At 68.8% G+C, this 20,562-nt stretch carries 16 protein-coding genes; 2 read left to right on the top strand and 14 right to left on the bottom strand.

Going from position 1 to position 20,562, the window contains the following annotated elements; genetic code table 11:
• Nucleotides 1–36 precede the first annotated feature (36 nt).
• The 13 genes from EV651_RS17630 to EV651_RS17570 all read right to left on the bottom strand — a co-directional run bounded on the left by EV651_RS17630 (nucleotide 37) and on the right by EV651_RS17570 (nucleotide 17,560).
• Nucleotides 37–2,547, bottom strand: coding sequence for a tetratricopeptide repeat protein (locus tag EV651_RS17630; protein ID WP_133786282.1), 2,511 nt, complete (start codon nucleotides 2,545–2,547; stop codon nucleotides 37–39).
• Nucleotides 2,548–2,656: 109 nt separating this feature from the next.
• Nucleotides 2,657–3,100 carry a hypothetical protein gene (locus tag EV651_RS17625; protein WP_133786281.1) on the bottom strand — a complete coding sequence of 148 codons (444 nt, stop codon included), beginning with the start codon at nucleotides 3,098–3,100 and terminating at the stop codon, nucleotides 2,657–2,659.
• Nucleotide 3,101: 1 nt separating this feature from the next.
• Nucleotides 3,102–3,848 (bottom strand): 4-hydroxy-tetrahydrodipicolinate reductase, encoded by a 747-nt coding sequence (gene dapB / locus EV651_RS17620; protein WP_202870372.1) that lies wholly within the window; start codon nucleotides 3,846–3,848, stop codon nucleotides 3,102–3,104.
• Between the two features lie 46 nt (nucleotides 3,849–3,894).
• Nucleotides 3,895–5,715, bottom strand: coding sequence for a hypothetical protein (locus EV651_RS17615; RefSeq protein ID WP_133786279.1), 1,821 nt, complete (start codon nucleotides 5,713–5,715; stop codon nucleotides 3,895–3,897).
• 36 nt (nucleotides 5,716–5,751) lie between these two features.
• Nucleotides 5,752–6,756, bottom strand: a complete 1,005-nt coding sequence (locus EV651_RS17610) for an ABC transporter ATP-binding protein (RefSeq protein ID WP_133786278.1) — start codon at nucleotides 6,754–6,756, stop codon at nucleotides 5,752–5,754.
• On the bottom strand, nucleotides 6,756–7,757 hold the full coding sequence (locus EV651_RS17605; RefSeq protein WP_133786277.1) for an ABC transporter ATP-binding protein: 1,002 nt from the start codon (nucleotides 7,755–7,757) through the stop codon (nucleotides 6,756–6,758). The genes EV651_RS17610 and EV651_RS17605 overlap by 1 nt, the downstream gene beginning before the upstream one ends.
• Entirely contained in the window at nucleotides 7,754–8,653 is a 900-nt protein-coding gene (locus tag EV651_RS17600; RefSeq protein ID WP_131341838.1) for an ABC transporter permease, read from the bottom strand. The genes EV651_RS17605 and EV651_RS17600 overlap by 4 nt, the downstream gene beginning before the upstream one ends.
• Before the next feature lie 8 nt (nucleotides 8,654–8,661).
• Nucleotides 8,662–9,588: an ABC transporter permease gene (locus EV651_RS17595; RefSeq protein ID WP_133786276.1), complete on the bottom strand. Its 927-nt coding sequence runs from the start codon at nucleotides 9,586–9,588 to the stop codon at nucleotides 8,662–8,664.
• A gap of 10 nt (nucleotides 9,589–9,598) precedes the next feature.
• Nucleotides 9,599–11,182, bottom strand: coding sequence for an ABC transporter substrate-binding protein (locus EV651_RS17590; protein WP_238156988.1), 1,584 nt, complete (start codon nucleotides 11,180–11,182; stop codon nucleotides 9,599–9,601).
• 294 nt (nucleotides 11,183–11,476) lie between these two features.
• Complete coding sequence (locus EV651_RS17585; RefSeq protein WP_133786274.1) at nucleotides 11,477–13,228, bottom strand: ABC transporter ATP-binding protein; 1,752 nt, start codon at nucleotides 13,226–13,228, stop codon at nucleotides 11,477–11,479.
• Nucleotides 13,225–14,991, bottom strand: a complete 1,767-nt coding sequence (locus EV651_RS17580; RefSeq protein ID WP_166658639.1) for an ABC transporter ATP-binding protein — start codon at nucleotides 14,989–14,991, stop codon at nucleotides 13,225–13,227. Before EV651_RS17580 ends, EV651_RS17585 begins: the two co-directional genes overlap by 4 nt.
• Before the next feature lie 103 nt (nucleotides 14,992–15,094).
• On the bottom strand, nucleotides 15,095–16,795 hold the full coding sequence (locus EV651_RS43095; RefSeq protein ID WP_305000123.1) for an ABC transporter ATP-binding protein: 1,701 nt from the start codon (nucleotides 16,793–16,795) through the stop codon (nucleotides 15,095–15,097).
• A 147-nt stretch (nucleotides 16,796–16,942) separates the two neighbouring features.
• Nucleotides 16,943–17,560 carry a TetR/AcrR family transcriptional regulator gene (locus EV651_RS17570; protein ID WP_202870371.1) on the bottom strand — a complete coding sequence of 206 codons (618 nt, stop codon included), beginning with the start codon at nucleotides 17,558–17,560 and terminating at the stop codon, nucleotides 16,943–16,945.
• 78 nt (nucleotides 17,561–17,638) lie between these two features.
• Here EV651_RS17570 and EV651_RS17565 point away from each other — a divergent pair, with 78 nt between their 5' ends.
• Both EV651_RS17565 and EV651_RS17560 read left to right on the top strand, forming a co-directional pair.
• The gene (locus tag EV651_RS17565) at nucleotides 17,639–18,265 is read left to right on the top strand and encodes a hypothetical protein (RefSeq protein ID WP_133786271.1); all 627 of its coding nucleotides are present in this window, start codon (nucleotides 17,639–17,641) and stop codon (nucleotides 18,263–18,265) included.
• Nucleotides 18,262–19,383 (top strand): cytochrome P450, encoded by a 1,122-nt coding sequence (locus EV651_RS17560; protein WP_133786270.1) that lies wholly within the window; start codon nucleotides 18,262–18,264, stop codon nucleotides 19,381–19,383. The genes EV651_RS17565 and EV651_RS17560 overlap by 4 nt, the downstream gene beginning before the upstream one ends.
• Here EV651_RS17560 and EV651_RS17555 read toward each other — a convergent pair.
• Nucleotides 19,361–20,548 carry an MFS transporter gene (locus EV651_RS17555; protein ID WP_133786269.1) on the bottom strand — a complete coding sequence of 396 codons (1,188 nt, stop codon included), beginning with the start codon at nucleotides 20,546–20,548 and terminating at the stop codon, nucleotides 19,361–19,363. The two genes, EV651_RS17560 and EV651_RS17555, sit on opposite strands and share 23 nt — an antisense overlap.
• Between the last annotated feature and the right edge of the window lie 14 nt (nucleotides 20,549–20,562).

Here is a 20,562-nt window from a genome sequence, read left to right as displayed (position 1 = left end):
CCCCCAGGTCGTGGTGCTCCGCGAGGCACGCCTGGTTCAGAACGGATCGCGCGTCCGCTCCGCCGATGCGGCTCCGGAGCTGGACTCCGGCGGCGGGTAACCGTCCGCGACCGCGGCCAGTGGCGCCGCGCGGCCGGCCGACCAAGCCGCCCGGAAGGCCCGCCGCTCGAGCGACGCTTCGACCGCGGCTCGGGTGGCCTCGCAACCGGCCTTCTCGATCTCCGGCACCGGCGCCCCGATGACTTCGCGGACCCCGTCGGCGGCACCGAGCAGGAATGCGGCGTACTCGCTGCGCTCGCGTTGCTGTGCCACGGCGGCCAGCTCCTCCAGCACACTGGCCGACCGCCACCGGTCTCCCAGATCACGATGCTCGGCCAGGCTTTCGTCGAGCAGGTGTACGGCGCGGTCGGTCAGGCCACGCCGGCGTTCGACGATACCGAGCTGGTTCAGCGACCAGGCGGCTCCTTCGCGATAACCGAGCCGTTGCGACAGCGCGAGGCTCTCCTGCAGCAGATCCTCGGCCTCGGCCAGTTCGCCGCCGTACTGCGCGATGGCGCCGAGGCTGATCAGCGACCAGGCGAGTCCTTCGCCGTCACCGATGGCCCGGAAACTGTCGCGGGCTCGTCGGCACCGGCGCGCGCCGGTCTCGAGGTCGCCGCGGAGCCAGGCCACGAAGCCGAGGAAATTGTGCGCCCAGGCCATTCCGACCCGGTCGCCGAGACTCTCGTACAGGTCGTAGCTCTCGCAGTGCAGGTCCTCCGCCGCTTCGTAGTCGCCCCGTTCGCGTGCGACACCGCCGAGTCGTTGCAGCACCAACGCAGTGCCGGACGTGTCGCCGAGCTCCTTGTACTGCCGCAAGGCGGAGTTCAGTCGCTCGGTCGCGGCGTTGTACTCGCACTGGAGGAACGCCAGTGTCCCGGCGCCCAGGTTGGCCTTCGCACGCACCGGCGCGAGCTCCGCGATCCGTTCGGGCGGCAGCGATTCGCCGAGTTGCAGGGCACGCTCGAGCCACTGGCTGCCCTCGGCGTAGTGCCCGCGGAGGTAGCAGAACAGCCACAGCCCACCGGCCAGCCGCAACGCCTCGTCGATCGAGCTGGTCCGCAGCGCCCACCCCATCGCGGACCGCAGGTTCGCGAGCTCACCGTCCAACCGGTCGAGCCACGCCCCCTGCTCCGGTCCACGCAGCCGGCTCTCCGATTCCTCGGCCAGGCCGACGTAGTACTGCGCATGCCGCGCGGCGGCGTCGTCGGTCTGTCCGGCGGCCCGCAGGCGATCGGCCGCGAACTCCCGGATCACGCCGAGCATGTAGTACCGCGCGACACCGTCGCGCCTGGTCACCCGGATCAGCGACTTGTCGGCCAGCCGCCCGATGACGTCGAGAGCCTCGACCCTGGTCGCACCACCGGGCATGACCGCTGCCGCCGCGCCCAGCGTCCAGCCGCCGGCGAACACCGACAGCCGGGCGAACATGTCCCGCTCGGCCTCGCTGAGCAGTGCATGGCTCCACTCGATCGCGCCGTACATCGACTGCTGGCGAGGTGACGCGGTGCGTGGACCGCCGGCCAGGATGCCGAACGACGTCTCGAGCTCGCTCGCCAGTTCCTCGATCGTCATCACGTTCGTCCGCGCCGCGGCCAGCTCGATCGCGAGCGGCATCCCCTCCAGCCGGCGTACCACGCGCGCGACCTGGTCGAGCTCGCCGGCCGGGTCGTAGCCGCGGGCGATGGCGCGTTCGACGAACAGCCGCACCGCTTCCGACGACGTCAACCGGTCCTCGTCGTGCGGCAGGGACAGGGCCGGTACGACGTACACGCTCTCTCCCTCCAGCCGCAGCAGCTCCCGGCTGGACGCGAGGATCGACAGGTTGGGGCAGGACTCGAGCAAGATCGAGCAGACCTGCCCGACCGTTGCGACCTGGTGCGAGCAGTTGTCGAACACCAGCAGCATGGTGCTCCGGCCGATCTGCTCGGCGATGTCCTCGACCAGCCGCGGACTTTCCTGCCGATGCATGCCGATGGACGCGGCGACGGCGAGAGCGACCGCGGCGGAGTCGGTGACCGACGCGAGCGGCACCCAGCAGACGCCGTCGGGGAACTTGTCCGCCACGTCGGCGGCGAGTGCCAAGGTGAGGCGGGTCTTGCCGACACCACCTGGTCCGGTCAAGGTCAGCAACCGAGTCAATCGCTGCCCGAGCAGGCGCGTCGTCGCGGTCAGCTCGGTCGTCCGCCCGATCAGCTCGTTGGCCGGCGCGGGTGGTTGCCGCATCGGCAGCCGTACGGAGCCGGCTTCCTTGCGGGCCGCAGCGGCCAGCAGGGCCCGCTCCGGCTCACCGAGCTTCAGCGCGTCCGCGAGCAGGCGCAGCGTCTGCGCCCGCGGCGCACGCCGACGTCCTCGCTCCAACGCCGCGATCGCGTCGACGCTGAGACCGGCTCGTTCGGCCAGCCCTTCCTGCGACAGCCCCGCCTCCCGTCGGTGCCGGCGCAGTAGCCCGCCGAACCCAGCCCCCTGTACGTCGCCCGTGCCGCGGCGAGATCCGTCTGATGGCACAGGACGGCCCCACCCAGTCTCCGACCTTTACGTGGCGGCTGCCACGTACCTGCGAAAGTATCGCGTTGCACACCCAGTTGTCAGTTATCCCGGGGAACTGCCCCCGAACTCATGCGGTCCGGCCGTGGTGCGCGATGGCCGTTCGCATGGCCTCGCGGGCCCGTTTCCGGTCCCCTGCAGCGTCGTACGCCGTCGACAGCCGGAACCACACCCGCCAGTCGTCGGGGGCCGCTTCCGCCTCTGCCTTGTACCGCCCGAAGGCTTCGTCCGCCGCTGCCCGGTCCACCCGGCCGGACGGCCGGCGCGGCAGATCATCGACCGGCAGACCGCCGGCCGCCTCCAGCTCACGCGCCAGCACCTCGGTCCGGCGGCCGAACTGGATCTCGCGCCAGACCAGATACGCACCGATCAGCGGGATGATCAGGACCGCGAGCCCGAGCACGACCGGCACCGGCGTACCGACCTTGATCAGCAGAACGCCCCGCCAGCCGATCAGGACGGCGTACGCGACGAACACGACCGCCAGCAGGATCGCGGTCTGCTTGGCCTTCATTTCAGGAAAGGTCCATGAAGTGCTCGAGCCCGACGGTCAGACCGGGCGCGCCGCCGATCCGCCGTACGCCGAGCAGGACGCCGGCCATGAACGAGACCCGGGCCATCGAGTCGTGCCGGATCGTCAGCGTCTCGCCCTCGTCGCCGAACAGCACCTCCTGGTGCGCGATCAGGCCGCGCAGCCGGACGCCGTGCACCCGGATCCCCTCGACGTCCGCGCCGCGGGCGCCGTCGAGCGCCGTCGTGGTGGCATCCGGGATCGGGCCGGAGCCGGCCTCCCGGCGGGCGTCCGCGATCAGTTCCGCCGTACGCCGGGCCGTGCCGGACGGAGCGTCCACCTTGTCCGGGTGGTGCAGCTCCACGATCTCGACGGACTCGTAGTACGGCGCGGCCTTCGCGGCGAACTGCATCATCAGCACGGCGCCGATCGAGAAGTTCGGCGCGATCAGGACGCCGGTCTCCGGGGCCTTCTCCAAAAGACCGCGAAGGGTGGCGAGCCGCTCGTCGTCGAAGCCGGTGGTGCCGACGACCGCGTGGATGCCGTGCTCGATGCACCAGGCCAGGTTGTCCATCACGACCTCGGGACGGGTGAAGTCGACGACGACCTCGGCGCCGGCCCCGGTCAGCGCGTCGAGCGCGTCGCCCTGGTCGAGCTGCGCGACCAGCTCGCAGTCGGCCGCCTCCTCGACCGCGAGGCACGTCTGAGCGCCCATCCTGCCCTTGGCCCCCAGGACACCGACCTTGATCATGCGCAACCTTCCTGTCCGAACCCACGGCACCGAAGGCACCAGGATCTCATCCGGCCGCGTGGCCGGCCCGCTCGGCCTTCGGTATCCACACCTGCAGACCGATCGTCTTCGGCGCCGGCGCAAGTTGTTCGTAGTCCGCGTGAAAGTCCAGCCCGCAGGCGCGCAGGGCGTTGATCTCGACGTCGGAGATCTCGCGGTTCAGAATGACGAGCGGCGGCCTGGACGGGCGCTCCTTCCGGCAGACCTCCTCGATACCGGCGGCGGTCCGCGCACGCTCCTTCGGCGCGATCCACGCCTCGCCGAGCGGTCGGCCGCCGAGCATCAGCACCAGGCCGGCCATCTTGTCGAACGCGAGCATCGGCCGGCCGGGCGGATCGGTGTACGGGCGGAGATCGGCGGCCAGGCGGCTGAAGTTCTCCTCAGCCGGCGGCGACAGGTACAGGCCGTCCACCGCGGGGATCGTCGAGGCCGCGGTCAGCTGCGAGTGGCCGACAGAGCGGTACGGGTACCGGAACAGGCCGGTGTACGCGATCGTCGACGTCGCGACCAGGGACCCGACCAGCACCAGTCCGACGGTCACCCGCGCCACGATCGGTACCGCCCAGATGCCGGTCAGGACCGCGATCATGACCGCGGCCCAGGCGGCGAACGCGTTGAAGCCGATCGTGAACAGCGGGGTGTTCGTGCCGAACGCCTGCACGAGCGGCAGCAGCACGAGCAGCGTGAGGATCACCCAGGTCCGCGTGTTCTCGCGGCTCAGCCGGGAGCGGGGTGTGAGCCCGAACCGGCCCGCGATCACGGCACCGGCAGCGGCCACAACGGCGACCAGTACGGCGGCCAGCAGCGTCTCGGCGTACATCAGGATGTGTTGCGAGCCGCCGACGGCGCCGTCGTCGACGATCACCCGGCGTACGGAAAGGACCAGTGCCGCCAGGGCGAAGATCGCGGCGGCGATCCTGAGCCGGCGCCAGCGGGCGATCACCGCCACGGCGGTCGCCAGGAGGAGCAGGCCGTGCGCGCTCAGTGTCCGACCGATCAGTTTGATCGTGCTCGACCAGTAGAGCTGCAGCAGCTCGGCCGGTGAGTACGACGTACCGGCGATGAACTTGTTGACGTCCAGGATCCCCGGCACCGCCACGTTCAGCCTGACCACGAAGAGCTGTACGACGAGCGCCACGAGGGCCAGACCGCCGAGCGCGAAAAGGATGCCGCGGGCAACGGCTCGCCCGCCCTGGCCGGCCAGTACGACCACCGCGGTGATCACGATCAGTCCGATCACCACGACCGACGTCCACTTGGCCAGCACCATCATGGCGATCACCAGTCCGGCGACGACGAAGATCCAGGACGGGACCGGCGTACCGCGATCGACCGCGGCCCCCATCCACAGCACGCAGGACACCAGCGTCAGCGCGCCGAGCAGCACCACATCGTTGTATCCGGGCGACTGCGGCAGCCAGCTGTAACACATCCCGCCCGCGGCGAGAATGACCGCCGTACCCGCGGCCTCCCACAGCCGGGTCGGTGGCAGCCCCGGCCGTCGCCCACGCAGCCAGCGCATGAAGCTGTAGCCGAAGAGGAGATGTACGGCGACCACCGTGAACAGCCGGAAGAACCGGAGTTTCACGATGTCGTACCCGAACCACTCGAAGACCGGGCCGTACAGATACTGCACACCGGTCAACGCCAACGGGTTGCTGTCCCACCACCGGTACGAGAGCAGGTAGTAGCCCTCGTCGGTGATGTCGAACCCCTCGTTGGCGGCCCGGCCAGCGGTGAGAATCCACCACGCCGCCAGCCCGCCGGCCACGACGATCACCCCGGCAAGCAGGACGAACCGTCTGCCTGCCGAGGAAACCGTACTCACGGCCGCAACCCTAGGCCATCACCCGACAGCTATCCCTCAGGCCGTGGAGTAGGCGGCCTGCGCATCCTCCGCGAAATGGCACGAGACCGTCTGGCCGGACTTGATCTCCCGGAGCTCCGGTACGTCGGTGCTGCACTTGGCCTCCGCCCGCAGGCAACGCGTGTGGAACCGGCAACCCGAAGGGGGCATGACCGGCGACGGCGGGTCACCGGCCAGCACGATCCGCCGCCGGCCCTGCCGCGCCAGACCGGGCTCGGCGGACAGCAGCGCCTGCGTGTACGGATGCGCGGGTACGTCGTACACGTGCTGGTGCTCGCCCAGCTCGGCGACCTTCCCGAGGTACATGACCGCGACCCGGTCGGAGACGTGCCGGACCACGGACAGGTCGTGGGCGACGAAGATGATGCTCAGGCCGAGCTCGCGCTGCAGCCGCATCAACAGGTTCACCACCTGCGCCTGCACCGAGAGGTCGAGCGCCGAGACGGGCTCGTCGCAGAGCAGTACGTCGGGGTTGAGCGCGATCGCCCGCGCGATCCCGATCCGCTGTCGCTGCCCGCCGGAGAACTGGTGCGGGAACTTGGTCTCGTCCTCGGGCCGCAGACCGACCAGCTCGAGCAGTTCGCGGACCCGGGTCCGGATGTCCAGACCCTTACTGCCCTTGCCGACGTCCGGGTGCACCTCGAACGGCTCGCCCACGATCTCACCGACCCGCATCCGCGGGTTCAGGCTGGAGTACGGGTCCTGGAACACGACCTGGACGTTGCGTCGCCAGCGCCGCAACTCGCGGCCCCGGAGCTTGCTGACGTCCACACCGCCGTACTCGATCTGACCCGACGTCGGCTTCTCCAGCGCGGCGAGCAGCCGGACCAGCGTCGACTTCCCGCAGCCGGACTCGCCGACGATGCCGAGCGACTCGCCCTTGCGCAGCGTCAGGTCGACGCCGTCGACCGCGCGGACGATGGTCTTGGCGCCGAAGCTCAGCGCAGGGCTGATGTCGTAGTGCTTCACGACGTTCTTGGCCACCAGCAACTCCTCGGCCATCAGACCGCCTCCCTCTCGGCCAGCGTCGTACGCCGGATGCACGCGGCATCACGCCCCGGCGCGACGGTCAGCAACGGCGGCACCTCGGCCGCGCAGTCGTCGACCGCGATCGGGCACCTGGTCCGGAACGCGCAGCCGGACGGGATCGCGTGCAGCGACGGCGGCGTCCCAGGGATCGTCGGCAGCTCCCGGCCTTTGAGGTCGGCCGACGGCATCGAGCCCAGGAGCCCTTCGGTATAAGGGTGTACGGGGTTTTCGAGAGCCTCCGCCGTCGCGGCCCGCTCGACCACGTGGCCGGCGTACATCACCACGACGTTGTCGGCGACGTCCGAGACGACGCCGAGGTCGTGCGTGATCAGCACCACGCCCATGTCCCGCTCGGCCTGCAGCTCGGCGATCAGTTCCAGGATCTGTGCCTGCACGGTCACGTCGAGCGCCGTCGTCGGCTCGTCGGCGATCAGTACGTCGGGGTCCAGCGCGAGCGCCATCGCCAGCATCACGCGCTGCCGCATCCCGCCGGAGAACTCGTGCGGGTAGTCGCCGACCCGCTTCGCCGCGGCCGGGATCCGCACCTGGTCGAGCATCTCCGCGGCCTTCTTCATCGCGTCCCGCTTCGACATCCCGCGGTGCACCCGGTAGCACTCGGCGATCTGGGTCCCGACCGACTGCACCGGGTTCAGCGCCGACAGCGAGTCCTGGAACACCATCGTGATCCGGTCGCCGACGATCTTGCGGCGTTCCTTGGTGGTCATCCGGATCAGGTCCGTTCCGCGGTACTCCGCCGTACCGGACACGATCCGGCCCGGCGGCATCTCCAGGATCCCGGTCAGCGCCTGCGTCGAGACGCTCTTCCCGGACCCGGACTCGCCCAGGATCGCCAGCATCTCCCCCGCCCGCACCTGCCAGGACACCCCGTCCACGGCCCGCACCCGCCCGCGCGGCGTATCGAACTCGACCGACAGGTTGTCGACCTTGAGCAGTACTTCGCCAGTTGCAGTCATCGCATGAGTTTCGGGTCGAGGGCGTCCCGGATGGAGTCGCCGATGATCATGAACGAGATCGTCATCGTGGAGATGAACAACGCCGGCCAGATGAACAGGTGCGGCGTGTCCCGGTACGACGCCGCGACGCCGAACTGCGACCCCCACGAGATCGACGGCGGCTGCAACCCGACCCCGAGGAACGTCAGCGCGGCCTCGAGCCCGACCATGCCGCCGATGCCGAGCGTGGTCATCGCCAGCAACGGCGCCATCGCGTTCGGGAACACGTGTTTGCGCAGGATCCGCACCGGCGGTACGCCGATCGATCGGGCCGCGAGAACGTACTCGCGATTGCGGACCGAGAAGACGGTGGCCCGCATCAGCCGCATCCCGCCCGGCCAGCCGATCAGCAGGATGACGCCGACGATGATCCAGATGCTCCGGTTCGCGACCGAGTTCAGGATCACGATCAGCACCACGATGCCGGGGATCGAGAACAGTACGTCGGCGGTCCGCGAGATCAGGCCGTCCACGAAACCCGGGAAGTACCCCGCCAGCAGGCCGAGCGAGCCGGCCAGCACGAACACGCCGAAGCTCGCGCAGATGCTGACCAGCACCGACGGCCGCGCGCCGTAGATGACATTGGCGAAGTAGTCGCAGCCCTGGATGTCGAACCCGAAAGGGTGCCCCGAGCTGCGGCCCTGCCGGCTCTTGGCCAGTTCGCAGAACCGCGGGTCGGCGGACGTGAACAGCTTCGGCACCGCCGCCATCGTGAAGAACCCGAGCAGCAGCAGGCTGCAGACGATGAACTGCGGCTTGCGCAGCAGGGCGCGGAGCAGCTCGCGGTTGGACAGGGTGCGGCCGTCGCCGAGTTCCTGCGCCTCGGCGCCGACCGCCGCGGAGATCTGTTCAGACATGGCTTACCTCAAACATTGCGCACCCTCGGATCCAGGACGCCGTACAGGAGGTCGATCAGCAGGTTGATCAGGATGAACGAGATGAACGCGAGCGTGGACAGCAGCACCACGACCCCGCCCTCCTTCAGCTTGATCGCCTGGAACATGAACTGGCCGAGTCCCGGCAAGTTGAAGATGCTCTCGGTGATGATCGCGCCGCCGAACATGCCGGCCAGGTCGAGCCCGATGAACGTGACCACCGGCAGCAGCGCGTTCGGCAGGATGTGTCGCCACAGCACCCGCTGCTCGCCGAGTCCCTTGGCCCGCGCGGTCTTCACGAAGTCGGCGTTCACCGTCTCCACGATCGACGTCCGCAGCAGCCGGGCCAGGCCGGCGAACCCGAGGACGCCGATCACCAGCGCGGGCAGCAGGTACGCGTGTGGGAACCCTTCCAGCACGCCGGACACGGGGAACCACTTCAGCTCGACCCCGAACAGGTACTGCGCGGCGAAGTACGCCACCAGTCCGGGCACCGCGAGCAGCACGAGTGTTGCCAGCAGCAACGACCGGTCGACCCAGCCGTTGCGCTTGAAGCCGGCGTAGATGCCGAAGAACAGTCCGAGCGTCCACTGCACGGCGTTCGCCAGCAGCGTCAGCTTCAGCGTCACCGGGATCCGCAGCCGGAGCTGGTCGGCGATATCCGCACCCGCGAACGTCGTACCGAAGTGCCCGGTGAGGATGTCCTTCATGCTCAGCAGGTACTGGACGATGAAGGGGTCGTCCAGGTGGTACTGCGCGCGCTTGGCGGCGAGCACCGCGGCGGGGATCGGTTTGTCGCCGGCCAGCTCCCGCAGGGGGTCCCCGGGCATCGCGAACACGAGCGCGAAGACCCCCAGCGTCACCAGCACACCGATCGGTACCGCCGCCAGTGCACGGCGCAGGACGAAACGGATCACTTGGCGGTGCTCATTTGAACGTGGCCCAGAGCGCCGAGACGCCGACGTACTTCGAGACCCGCGGCTCGATCTTCGCCGAGTGCAGGTACGCGTTCGACTTCGTGTAGAGCGGGATCAGCGGCATGTCCTCGAGCGCGATGTCCTCGGCCTGCTGGTAGAGCTTGATCGCCTTCTCCGGGTCCGGTTCGGCGTCACCCTTGGCCAGTACGGCGTCCAGCGCCGGGTTGGCGTAGTGGGCGAAGTTCGCGTCACCGTTGGACTTGAACATCGGCGTCAGGTAGTCCTCGATCGACGGGTAGTCGTGACCCCAGCCGGAGAACCGCAGACCGTCGAGCTTGTGGGAGTCCGCCAGCTCGGTGATCTCCGAACCCTGCTTACCGGTGTACTTGACGGTCACGCCGAGGTTCTGCCGGAGCATGTTGCCGATCGCTTCGGCGAAGATCTGGCCGGTCGCCGACGAGGTGTTGTAGTTGATGTTCAGCGGGCCGGAGAAACCGCCGGCCTCCTGCAGCAGCTGCTTGGCCTTGGCGGCGTCGAAATCGCAGTACTTGCAGGCGTTGTCGCGATAGCCGGCCATGTCCGGCGCGACCAGACCCTTGGCCGGCTCGGACAGGCCGACCAGGTCCGCGAAGGCCTTCCGGTCGATCGCCATCGAGAACGCGTGCCGCAGCTTCGGGTTCTTGAACCGGGCGTCCCAGGCCGGGATCACCAGGTAGTTGGCGCCGGAGCTGATGCTCGTCACCCACTGGTCCGGGGCGTCGGTCTTGAAGCTCTTCACCTTGGTCGACGGCACGTCGACGAAGTCCACGTTGCCGGCCAGGAACTCGTTGTACGCCGTGTCCGCGTTCGCGATGAACCGGTACGTGATCTGGTCGGCCTGCGGTACCAGCGGGCCCTTGTAGCCGTCCCACTTGGCCAGCTTGATGTCGTCACCGGCGTTCCAGTCGGCGGCGAGCTTGAACGGGCCGTTGCCGATCGGCTTGCGCTTGTACGCGTCCGGGTTCTTCCGCACCTCTTCCGGCAGCGGCGCGAGGCCGAGGTACTGCAGCGTCAGGCCGAACTGCGAGAACGGCACCTTCAGCTTGACCGAGAAGGTCAGGTCGTCGATCTGCTTCAGGCCGCTCAGCGTCTTCACCGCGGTCGGCTTCGGCGTGGCGCCGTCCGGGGTCGGCGGGTTCAGGGCGTCGTACCCGTCGACCTTGGAGAAGAAGCCGTTGTTCTTCCAGGCGTTCGAGCCCATCGCGGTCATGTTCCAGCTGTCCACGTAGTCCTTCGCGGTCAGCGGCTGGCCGTTCTGGAAGGTGTTGCCGGCCTTCAGCTTGATCGTCCAGGTCTGGCTGGTCTTGTCCGGCGTGACCGAGTCGGCCATCACGTTCTGCAGCTTGCCGGTCTCCGGGTCCGTGGTCACCAGCGGGGCGAACATCGCCATCGCGACCTGGATGCCCGGACTGCCGTTCTCGTTCAGCGGGTTGATGTACTCCAGCGGATCGGCAGCGATCGCGATGACCTCGCTCTTGCTGCCGGAGCCGCCGCCGGAGCCACTGCTCTTGCCGTCGCCACACGAGGCGAGCACCAGCGATAAGCCGAGTGCCACCCCCACTAACCCAGTCAGACGTCGCACGGTCAAACCAACTTCCTCGGCGGGAGGGCCGCTAGGCGGGCGGATCAAGCGTCATGGTGGCTGGTCGAAACTGCACATGTCAACGTTGTCAGGCGCAAAGCGGCGGCGTGTAACTCAGGCGTTACTTTGCCAAGACCTCAGATGACCAACCCTCACTCATGGAGCGAGGCCCCACTTAATCAGATCAGTTCGGCAGAGTCATCTGATGACAGGTCAGATCTCGGCAAAAACCCAGCTCTGCGCACAGTTGCGCACTCCGAGCACTTGTCAGCGGTAACCGGCCGCTTGCAGACTGTAGAGCTCGGCGTAGGTGCCGCCCGTTGTCATCAGTTCGTCATGGGTACCGCGCTCGGTCACGAGCCCGTTCTCCAGTACCACGATCAGGTCCGCCGAGCGCACGGTCGAGAAGCGATGTGAGATGAGCAACGTGACCCGCCCGTCGGCACGTCCCGCCCGTGCCTCGGCGGCCAACCGGTCGAACACGGCAGCCTCGGTCTGCGGGTCCAGCGACGCGCTCGGCTCGTCCATGATCATCAGCAACGGCGCCGGGCGGACGAGCGCGCGGGCGATCGCCAGCTTCTGCCATTGCCCGCCGGAGAGTTCGACGCCGTCGACCCACGACGTACCGAGCTGGGTGTCGAGACCCTGCGGCAACGTGTCCACGAAGCTCGCGTCCGCTTTGGTGAGGGCAGTTCGCACCTGGTCCGGCGGCTCGAACAAGCCGCCGACCGCGACGGCATCGCCGACCGTCAGCTGGTATCTGACGAAGTCCTGGAAACCGGCGCTGACCTTCTGCCGGTACTCCTCGAGGTCCATTGTGGCGAGATCCACACCGTCGACCAGCACCGCACCCGAGGCGGGCCGGTACATACCGGTCAGGAGCTTGACCAGGGTCGACTTGCCCGCGCCGTTCTCGCCGACGATGGCGACCGTGCGGCCGGCGGGGAGGAACAAGTCGGTCCCGGGAAGGGCGAGGCGATCTGTGCCGTAGCCGAAGGTGACCTGCTTCAGCTCGATGCCGTGCGTCAGACGATCCGGCGTCGGTGCGGTGCCTGGTTCCATTTCGGCCTGCTGCGCAAGCCAGAGGTAGTGCTCGGCCGTTGTGCGCACGCGCAGTACGGTGCCGGCGAGGTCGAGGACGCGGTTCGCCGCGCTCACCACGGCGCCGGCCAGTGCGAGCGCCAAGGCCACGTCACCCGGGGTGATGGTCGGCTCGTGAAGGATCAGCACCATTGCGGCGACGTACGCGAGCGGGAAGACCGCCCAACCGACGGACCCGAGCAGGACCGAGCGGAAGAGCGCCTGGTGGGCGATTGAGGTGGCCTTGTCGGCTGCTTCGCGGTGGTGTCTCAACAGCTCGTCGCCCATTGAGGCGACGTGTAGTTCCTGTGCCGAGGTCGGGGCGACCGACAGCATGAACAGCTGTTGTGCGAGCCGCCGTTGCGGGGCGGCCTCCAGCTCCGACCGTCGGCGAATCCTTTCGGCCCGGCGGCTCAACCACAGCGAGGGAATCGCTACCAGCGGCAGCACCACGAGCACTGGCTTCAGGTCTGCCAGCAGGACAGTGCTGATCACCAGTTGGGCCACGACGAACAGGCCGATGAACGGCATCGTGACGCTGTCCGCGAGGTCCGGTGCCTCCCGCCGCAGTGTCTGCAGCCGGTCCAGGAACTCGGGTCGCTCGAAGTGTTGGATCTGCGGTGCACCGGCGGCCAGCCTCAGTACCCTGCGCTCGGCAACGAAGCTGGAGCGCTCGCGCATCCGGATCGTTGCCCAGCGATACCCGATCGGGGCCACCAGTACGAAGGTCACTGCGACGGCGACCGCGATGCCTCCGGCAACTATCTGTCGCGGTTCGCCGGACACCACACCGTCGACCAGTGGCCGTACGCCGAGCGCGACGAGCAGCGGACTGATGAAACTCGACATCGCGACGACTGTGTAGAGCGTGAACAGGCCAGGGCCGATCTCCCAACCGAGTCCGATCAGCAGCCGCGCCGTGGCGACCCATGACTTCATTCCGGGCCTCCCTCGAAGCGAGCCGCCTGAAGGCGGAACAGGTGGGCGTACGTACCGTCTCGTTGGATCAGCTCGTCGTGCGATCCCTGCTCGATCACCCTGCCTTCGTCGAGTACGACGATGGACGAGGCCTGGCGGACGGTGGAGAAGCGGTGCGAGATGAGGATCGTGGTCAGCCCGGCGGTCAGGTCGAGGAAACGCCGGTAGAGCTCGGCTTCGGAGCGTGCGTCCAGGTGCGCGGCCGGTTCGTCCAGTACCAGTACGGATGCACCCTGTTGGACGGCGTACAGCGCTCTCGCGAGGCCGAGCCGTTGCCACTCGCCACCGGACAGCTCGACACCGCCGTCGAACTCCGCGGAGAGCACCGTCTCCGCGCCGTTCGGCAGCGCCTCGACGATGCTCTTCGCTCCGGCCCGCTCGACTGCGACCTCGATGTCTGCGTCACCGCGACCGAACCGGACATTGGCGTACGCCGACATCGGCAGCCGCACGGGCTGCTGGAACACGACCGCCAGTCTGCGTCGCCAGTCCTCCGTGTCGAGGTCCTGCAGCTCGACGCCGTCGATCAGGACTGAGCCCTCGTTCGGTTCGTACAGCCCGCAGAGCAGCTTGACGAGGCTGGTCTTGCCGGCACCGTTCGCGCCGACGACTGCGAGCGATTGCCCGGCCGGAATGACCAGGTCGAGGTCCCTCAATACCCGACGGCTCGTGCCCGGATAGCCGAAAGACACGTTGCGGAAGGCGATCTCGCGTCCCGGCATGCCGGTGGCCGGCTGCGATCCATCAGCGAGTGCGGCCCTCGGTGCGATTGCGCGCACCGCCTCGTCGTACCGACCGAGGGTCGCGAGGGCGAGCTCCGTCTGCAGGCCGGACCAGGACGACTGCTGGATGCCCCCCAACGCGATCAGGAACGTCTGGACGTACGTCGCCGTCGGGCCGGCGGCGAGGCGCCCTGTCATCGCCTCGCGGACCACGAGCAGGATGCCGCCGAGCACGACAACGCCCAGGAACGCAGTCGCAATCAGCGGACGACGGCCTGCCGGGGTCAGGATCCGCTGCATCGTCGCGGCCCAGGTCTCGCCATGGCGACCGACGACGAACTCCGGCAGTCCGAACAGGCGGATCTCCTTGGCGGCCGGCGGGGTGGTTCCCAAGTCGTTGAAGTACCGCATCCGGCGGGCCGACTCCGTCGCGCCGTAGTGGTGCCCCGCCTCGGTGCGGGACGCGACCCGGTCCTCGTACGCCGCCCAGACGCCGGCCACGAGCAAACCCACGCCGAGCCACCAACGGAATCCGGCGAGGATGACGCCCGAGGCCAGCAGAATGATCCGCCCGGTGGCCAGGCCGCCGATCGTGCTCGCGAGCCGCCCCGGCCGCGCCCAGTCCGCCCGCAAGGTGTCACGCCCGACCTCCACCAGCGCCGCCGTCGCAGGATCCTCCAAGTGCCGCACGCCGCTAGGCGCCGCCACAGCCCGCATCAACTCGTGCTGCAGCCGCGCGTCGACCCGCTCCCCCAACGCAGTAGCCGCCGCCCGCCGCAACGCCCCACCAAGCCACTGCAGCAACAAACACGCACCGACCACCACAGCCCACCCCACCGCGTGAGCCCGATCCCCCCGGGCAACCCCCGCAACAACCTGCCCCAGCGCCACCGCAGTCCCCACCGGCGCCCCAGCCGCCAACACCACCATCCCCACCGTGAGCACCACCAGCCCGCGCCCCGCCGCCCGGGCCACGCCCGCAAACCGCCAGAGCCCACTCACCTCCCAAGTCAACAACACCCGCCGGTCCACCCGCTGGCTTGTGCGACGACTGCCGGGTTACATCAGGCCAGCCGCCAAACAACCCGCCATCCGCACGGGGCATTCACCGGGTATGGGTGAGGTCCTGGGTGGCGAAGAGGCGGGCAAATCGGGTGGTTGGGTCGTTCATCAGTTCGTCGTACGTGCCTTGCTGGGCGACTGTGCCGTTGTCCATGACGTAGATGCGGTCCATCTCGCGGAGGGTCCAGGCTCGGTGGGAGACGACGATCGTGATGCGGTCGGCGCTGGTACGGCGTAGGTCGGTGAAGATCTCGTGCTCCGCCTCGGCGTCGATCGCGGAGGTCGGCTCGTCGAGGATCCAGACGCCGGCGTCGCGCAGCCGGATCCGCGCCAGTGCGAGCCGTTGCCACTGGCCGCCGGAGATGCCGGTGCCACCCCATTGCTGCCCGAGTTGGGTGTCGAGTGGGAGGTCGGCGGCGAAGGTGCCGGCCAGCGCGTCCCGGATGGCCTGGTCCGTGACGACGTCCGGCGCGCCGAGGCCGACTGCGTCCCGGAGCGCGAACTCGAAGCGTCCGAACTCCTGCACCAGCAGGCCGAAGTGCGCGAGCCGCTCGTCCTCGGCGAGGGCGCCGGCGTCTGCTCCGTCGATCAGCACTCGCCCGCTGTCGGGGGTCAACGCACCGACCAGCAAGTTGATCGCCGTCGACTTGCCCGCCCCGTTCACACCGACCAGCGCGATCATTTCGCCTCGGCGAGCTTCGATGGACACAGTGCAAAGGGTCGGCTCGGCAGCGCCGGGGTAACCGAACGTGACGTTGTCCAAGGCAACGGAATCGACTTGCCGGACCACCGCACGGCGAGGGCCGGCAGGCACGCTCCGCACGAACCTGCGGTAGATCGCCGCCTGCGGGGCCGCGGTGACGATGCTGCCGAACGCGTAGCCACACTGGCGAATCGCGTTCAGCCCGGTGATGGTGCCGGCCACCGCCGCAGCGGCCGCTCCCCCAGTCGCACCGCCGCGCACCAAAGCAACCAACGCACCCCCGAAGAGCAGCACAGTGACCAGCGCCGCACCCAGCTCGTACAACAACGCCGTACGGATCATCCGGTCGAGGACCCAGGTCGCCTTCGCACGACTACCAGCGATGAGGTCGGCCACCTTCCACCCCGATCCCAGCACTGCCAGCTCGGTCCCGGGGCGTTGCTGGATGAGTTGCTCGGTCGCGTACGCCGCCCTGCGTTCGTGCTCGGCGACCCGCGGCCACCCCTGCGCCTCCATCCGCGAGATCAACGTGAACGCGAGAACGGTCGGCGCCAACGCAGCAAGCACCAGCAGCCCGGAAACGAGGTTGATCGACGCGATCGCGACGCACAGTACGAGGGATGTCACCGCCGCGCTGAGCAACTGCACCGGCTTGCCCGCCACATCACTCATCTGGTGCGTCGCCGTCTGACTCGCCTCCAGATCGCGAACCGTCGCGGGCTCGGCCAGCCGGCTCGGGCTCAGCCGGGCGGCGACGCGAGCAAGCTCGATCCGCAGCTCGAGCCGGAGACGCAGCATCATCCGCTGGCCGACGCCGTTCGACACCTGGGTCAGCGGATACATCGACCCGACGACCACGGTCAGCCCGAGCAAGGGACGCCAGACGTCACCGCTGTCGACCAACTCGCGGATGAGCACGACCTGCGCACCGGGCAGAATCGCCAGCAGTAGTTGGAGAACGGAGTACGTCGTGAGCCATCCCGGGGTGATCCGGATGGCGTCGGTCAACGATTCACGGGCAGTACGGAACGCGTCGAGCACGATGATCCTCGCAAGGCAGGCCGGAGCCGCGCCGGTGTTCCGGCGCGGATCGCGTCGCCCGCAAAGTGCGTGTCATCCCAGCAAGCAGGCCTGACCTGTGCATCCAGGGATCCAGTGGCAGATCACGTATGACGTCTTCGGTTCAATCTATCGCGGTGGGAGGAGCTGCGTCACCAGGGCGTCCGCCGTCCAGCTCTCCCAGCGGGACGGGTCCCAGCCGCGGCGGGCCGTCAGCAGGTGGTACAGCTCAGGGCTCAGCAGGGCGAGCATGATGTCGGTCGCCATCGCCGTGTCCAGGCCTTCGCGGAGGGCGGTCTTGGCGGCGAGTGCTGCGGTCATCCGCTCCATCACGACAGCACGCTGGGCGTTGTTGGTCTCCCAGAGCTCATGGATCTCCGGATCAGCGGTGGCCGCGTGCGCGACGACCTGGAGAATCGGCGCGATCCGCTCGTAGACCTCGCGGGCGAGTCGGGCCAGCGTGCGCAACTGCGCCACCGGATCGGGGTCGTCGATCGCCGCCAGCACCTGCGGACGCTCCAGATTCGGCACCGGCTCGTCGTCGCCGGCCGCCGCCACGTCGAGGAGTTCGCCGAGCAGCGCCCGCTTGGTGCGGAACGTGAAGTACAGCGTCTGCACCGCCATCCCGGCCTCGTCGGCGATCGCCTGCATCGACGTCGCGGCGTACCCCCGGGTCGTGAACAGCGTCTGCGCCGCCGTCCGCATCCGCTGCCGGTTGGCCTGGGTCTGCTCCGCTCGTCGTGCCATGGACGGAAAGCATAGCAGTTGACTAGAGCAGGCCTCTAGTGATTCGCTAGTGGGACACTCTAGCGAAAGCAGACCGCCATGACCGAGACCCTCCCCGCGCCGACCGGCCTGGGCCGGCAGTTGCGCACCACCGCCCGCTGGACCGCCTTCAGCGGCGGGCCGCTGTTCTGGCTCGGCACCCTGCTGCATCCCGCCCGCGACGGCTGGAGCATCGCGGCGGTCGGCGAGCGGTACGGACTCACCCACGACGTCCAGGCCCTCGGCCTCGGCCTGCAGGTCGTCAGCCTGGCCAGCATGATTGCGCTGAGCAACCAACGCCGCGAGCTCCGCTCCTGGTACGCCGCACTGGCCGGGACGCTGTTCTGGTTCGCGTTGATCGTCTTCGACGGATCGCACAACCCGGTGCGCGCGGAGTACGCGCCGAGCATGGTGCACGAGCCGGCCGACCTGAGCACTCCGGCCGCCCTGATCGTGTTCCCGGCGCTACTGATTTTCCCGCTCGGCTACGTCTGGCTCGGGCGGACGCTGAGCCGGCGAGGGCTGCGTCTGGCCGGCGTACTCCTCGGCGCCGGCGCTCTGGCTTACACCCTCGGCGGCCTGTTCATCTTCACGTCCGGTCCGCGCTTCGGGCTGATCCAGATCTTCGAGGTCGCAGGCGCGACGGCGTACGCGATCGGCTACCTCTTGCTGGGACGCCGCGCATGACCCCCGCCGAGATCCTCCAGGCCCTGATGTCGCCTGCGGGGCGGGCGGATCCGTTCCCGCTGTACGCCGCCGCGCATCGCCTCGGCCCGCTGCTCCCGGTGACCGACGACATCTTCCTGGTCGTCGGGTACGCCGCCGTGAACGAAGTCCTGCGCAACCCGGTGTTCGAGATCCCGGCCGAGCCGTCGAGCCAACCGTCTCTCGAACTGATGCAGCGATCGATCCTGCGCGCGAATCCACCGGACCACGGGCGGATGCGGTCACTGCTCTCGCAGGTCTTCACACCTCGCCGGGTCGCGGGGCTGCAGCCTGCCATCGAGGCCGCGGTCGACGAGCTGCTCAACGGACTTGCGGCCGAGGTCGACTTCATGGACAGGTTCGCGTTCCAGCTCCCGGTCACAGTCATCTGCGAGCTGCTCGGCGTACCGACGGACGACCGGCATCGGTTCCGCCCACTCGCGTCGGATCTCACAGCGGCGCTGGAGCTCACCGACGCGTCGGACGCTGCTGCTGACACGGCGGCCCGAGAGCTGGGTGAATACTTCGCTTACCTGATCCAGGACCCGCCGCCCGACGGCCTGGTCGCCGCACTGGTCGCCGCCCGCCAGCGCCTGTCGGACGAGGAGCTGCTCGCCAACCTGATCCTGTTGCTGGTGGCCGGTTTCGAGACCACCACGGATCTGCTGGGCAACGGCCTGGCTATCCTGCTCCGACAGCCCGACCTGCCAACGGACGCAGCATTCGTCGAAGAGGTACTGCGTTACGACTCCCCCGTGCAGGTGACGACCCGCGTCGCCCGGGAACGCTCGGAGATCGCGGGCACGCCGATCCCAGCAGGGAGCAATCTCGTGCTCTTGCTGGGTGCGGCGAATCGTGACCCCGAGCGCTTCCCGGACCCCGACAGGTTCGACCCACTGCGCCCCGGCAACAAGCCGTTGAGCTTCGGCGCCGGCGCGCACATCTGCCTCGGCAACAGCCTCGCACGGCTCGAGGCCACCGTCGCCTTCGACCGCCTGCGCTCCTTCACGATCACACCGAACGGCGAACCGACCCGGCGCGACCGGCTGGTCCTGCGCGGCTACCAGACCCTACCGATCAGACTCTCGGGCGGCCGGTGACGCGGGTGAGCAGGAGCGACGCGGCGACGAGCGTGATGCCGAAGTAGACGACGCTGTTCACGCCCGCGTGGTCCGCGAACAGGCCGCCAAAGAGGGCGCCGAGGGCGATCGAGGTGTTGTACGCCATCGTGTTGAGCGACATGGCTGCCTCGAAGGTCTCGGGAGCGGCGGCCTGCGTGAGGTTCACCTGGCACAACTGGACCACGCCGAACGACGTACCCCAGAGCACCAGCGAGACGACCTGACCGACCGGCGAATGACCGACGGCCAGCAACAGCAGCAGAGCCGCGGCCACACCGGCGCAGCCGACCATGAAGCCGGCGCGGCTGTCCCAGGACACCACCCGTCCGCCGATGAAGTTGCCGGCTGCCCCGGCCGCGCCGTAGGCCATCAGCAGGGCGGTGATGAACGCCGGCGACGCGGACGACTCGCCTTCCAGGAAGGGCCGGACGAAGGTGTAGGCGCCGAAGTGCCCGAGGACGAACAGCATCACCATCAGCATCACCACCCGGAGCCGCGCGTTGCTGACCGGGAGCGCGAACACTGCCCGCACGGGCACCGCGTTGTCGGACGGCAACGAGGGAATCGCGACGACGACCGCGACCAGGACGAGCAGGCTCAGCCCCGACCAGATCAGGAAGGTGGTGCGCCAGTCGGTCCGGCTCTCGAGGAAGATCCCGAGCGGGATGCCGACGACCGCCGCGACCGAGATGCCGGACATGACGACCGCGGCCGCCTTGCTCGCGTCGCGCTCGGCCACCAGGCGCATCGCCATGCTGACGCCGATCGCCCAGAACACCCCGCTGGCGAACCCCATGGACAGCCGGGTGGCCAGCATCAAACCGAAGTTCGGCGCGATCGCGGTCACCAGGTTGCCCACGGTCAGCACCGACAACAGGACGGACAGCAGGACGCGGCGATTGACCCGCCGGCTCCACGCGACGATGAACGGTACGCCGAGACCGGCCGAGACGCCGTACAACGTCATCATCAGGCCGGCGACCCCGACCGGGACGCCCAGGCTGGTACTCAGCGGGGTGAGGAGGCCGACGGGCATCAGTTCGGTGGTCAGGAAGACGAACAGGCTGGCGGTGATCGCGGCGACCCCCAGCCACGAACGCGTCGTCGAGGCCCGCTGCTGCGTGAGGACAGGTTGAGTGGTCACCCTGGCAGTTTCCG

It is taken from the genome of Kribbella sp. VKM Ac-2571 (assembly GCF_004362255.1).
Lineage (GTDB): Bacteria > Actinomycetota > Actinomycetes > Propionibacteriales > Kribbellaceae > Kribbella > Kribbella pratensis.
This window is presented reverse-complemented; position numbering and strand designations above follow the sequence as displayed.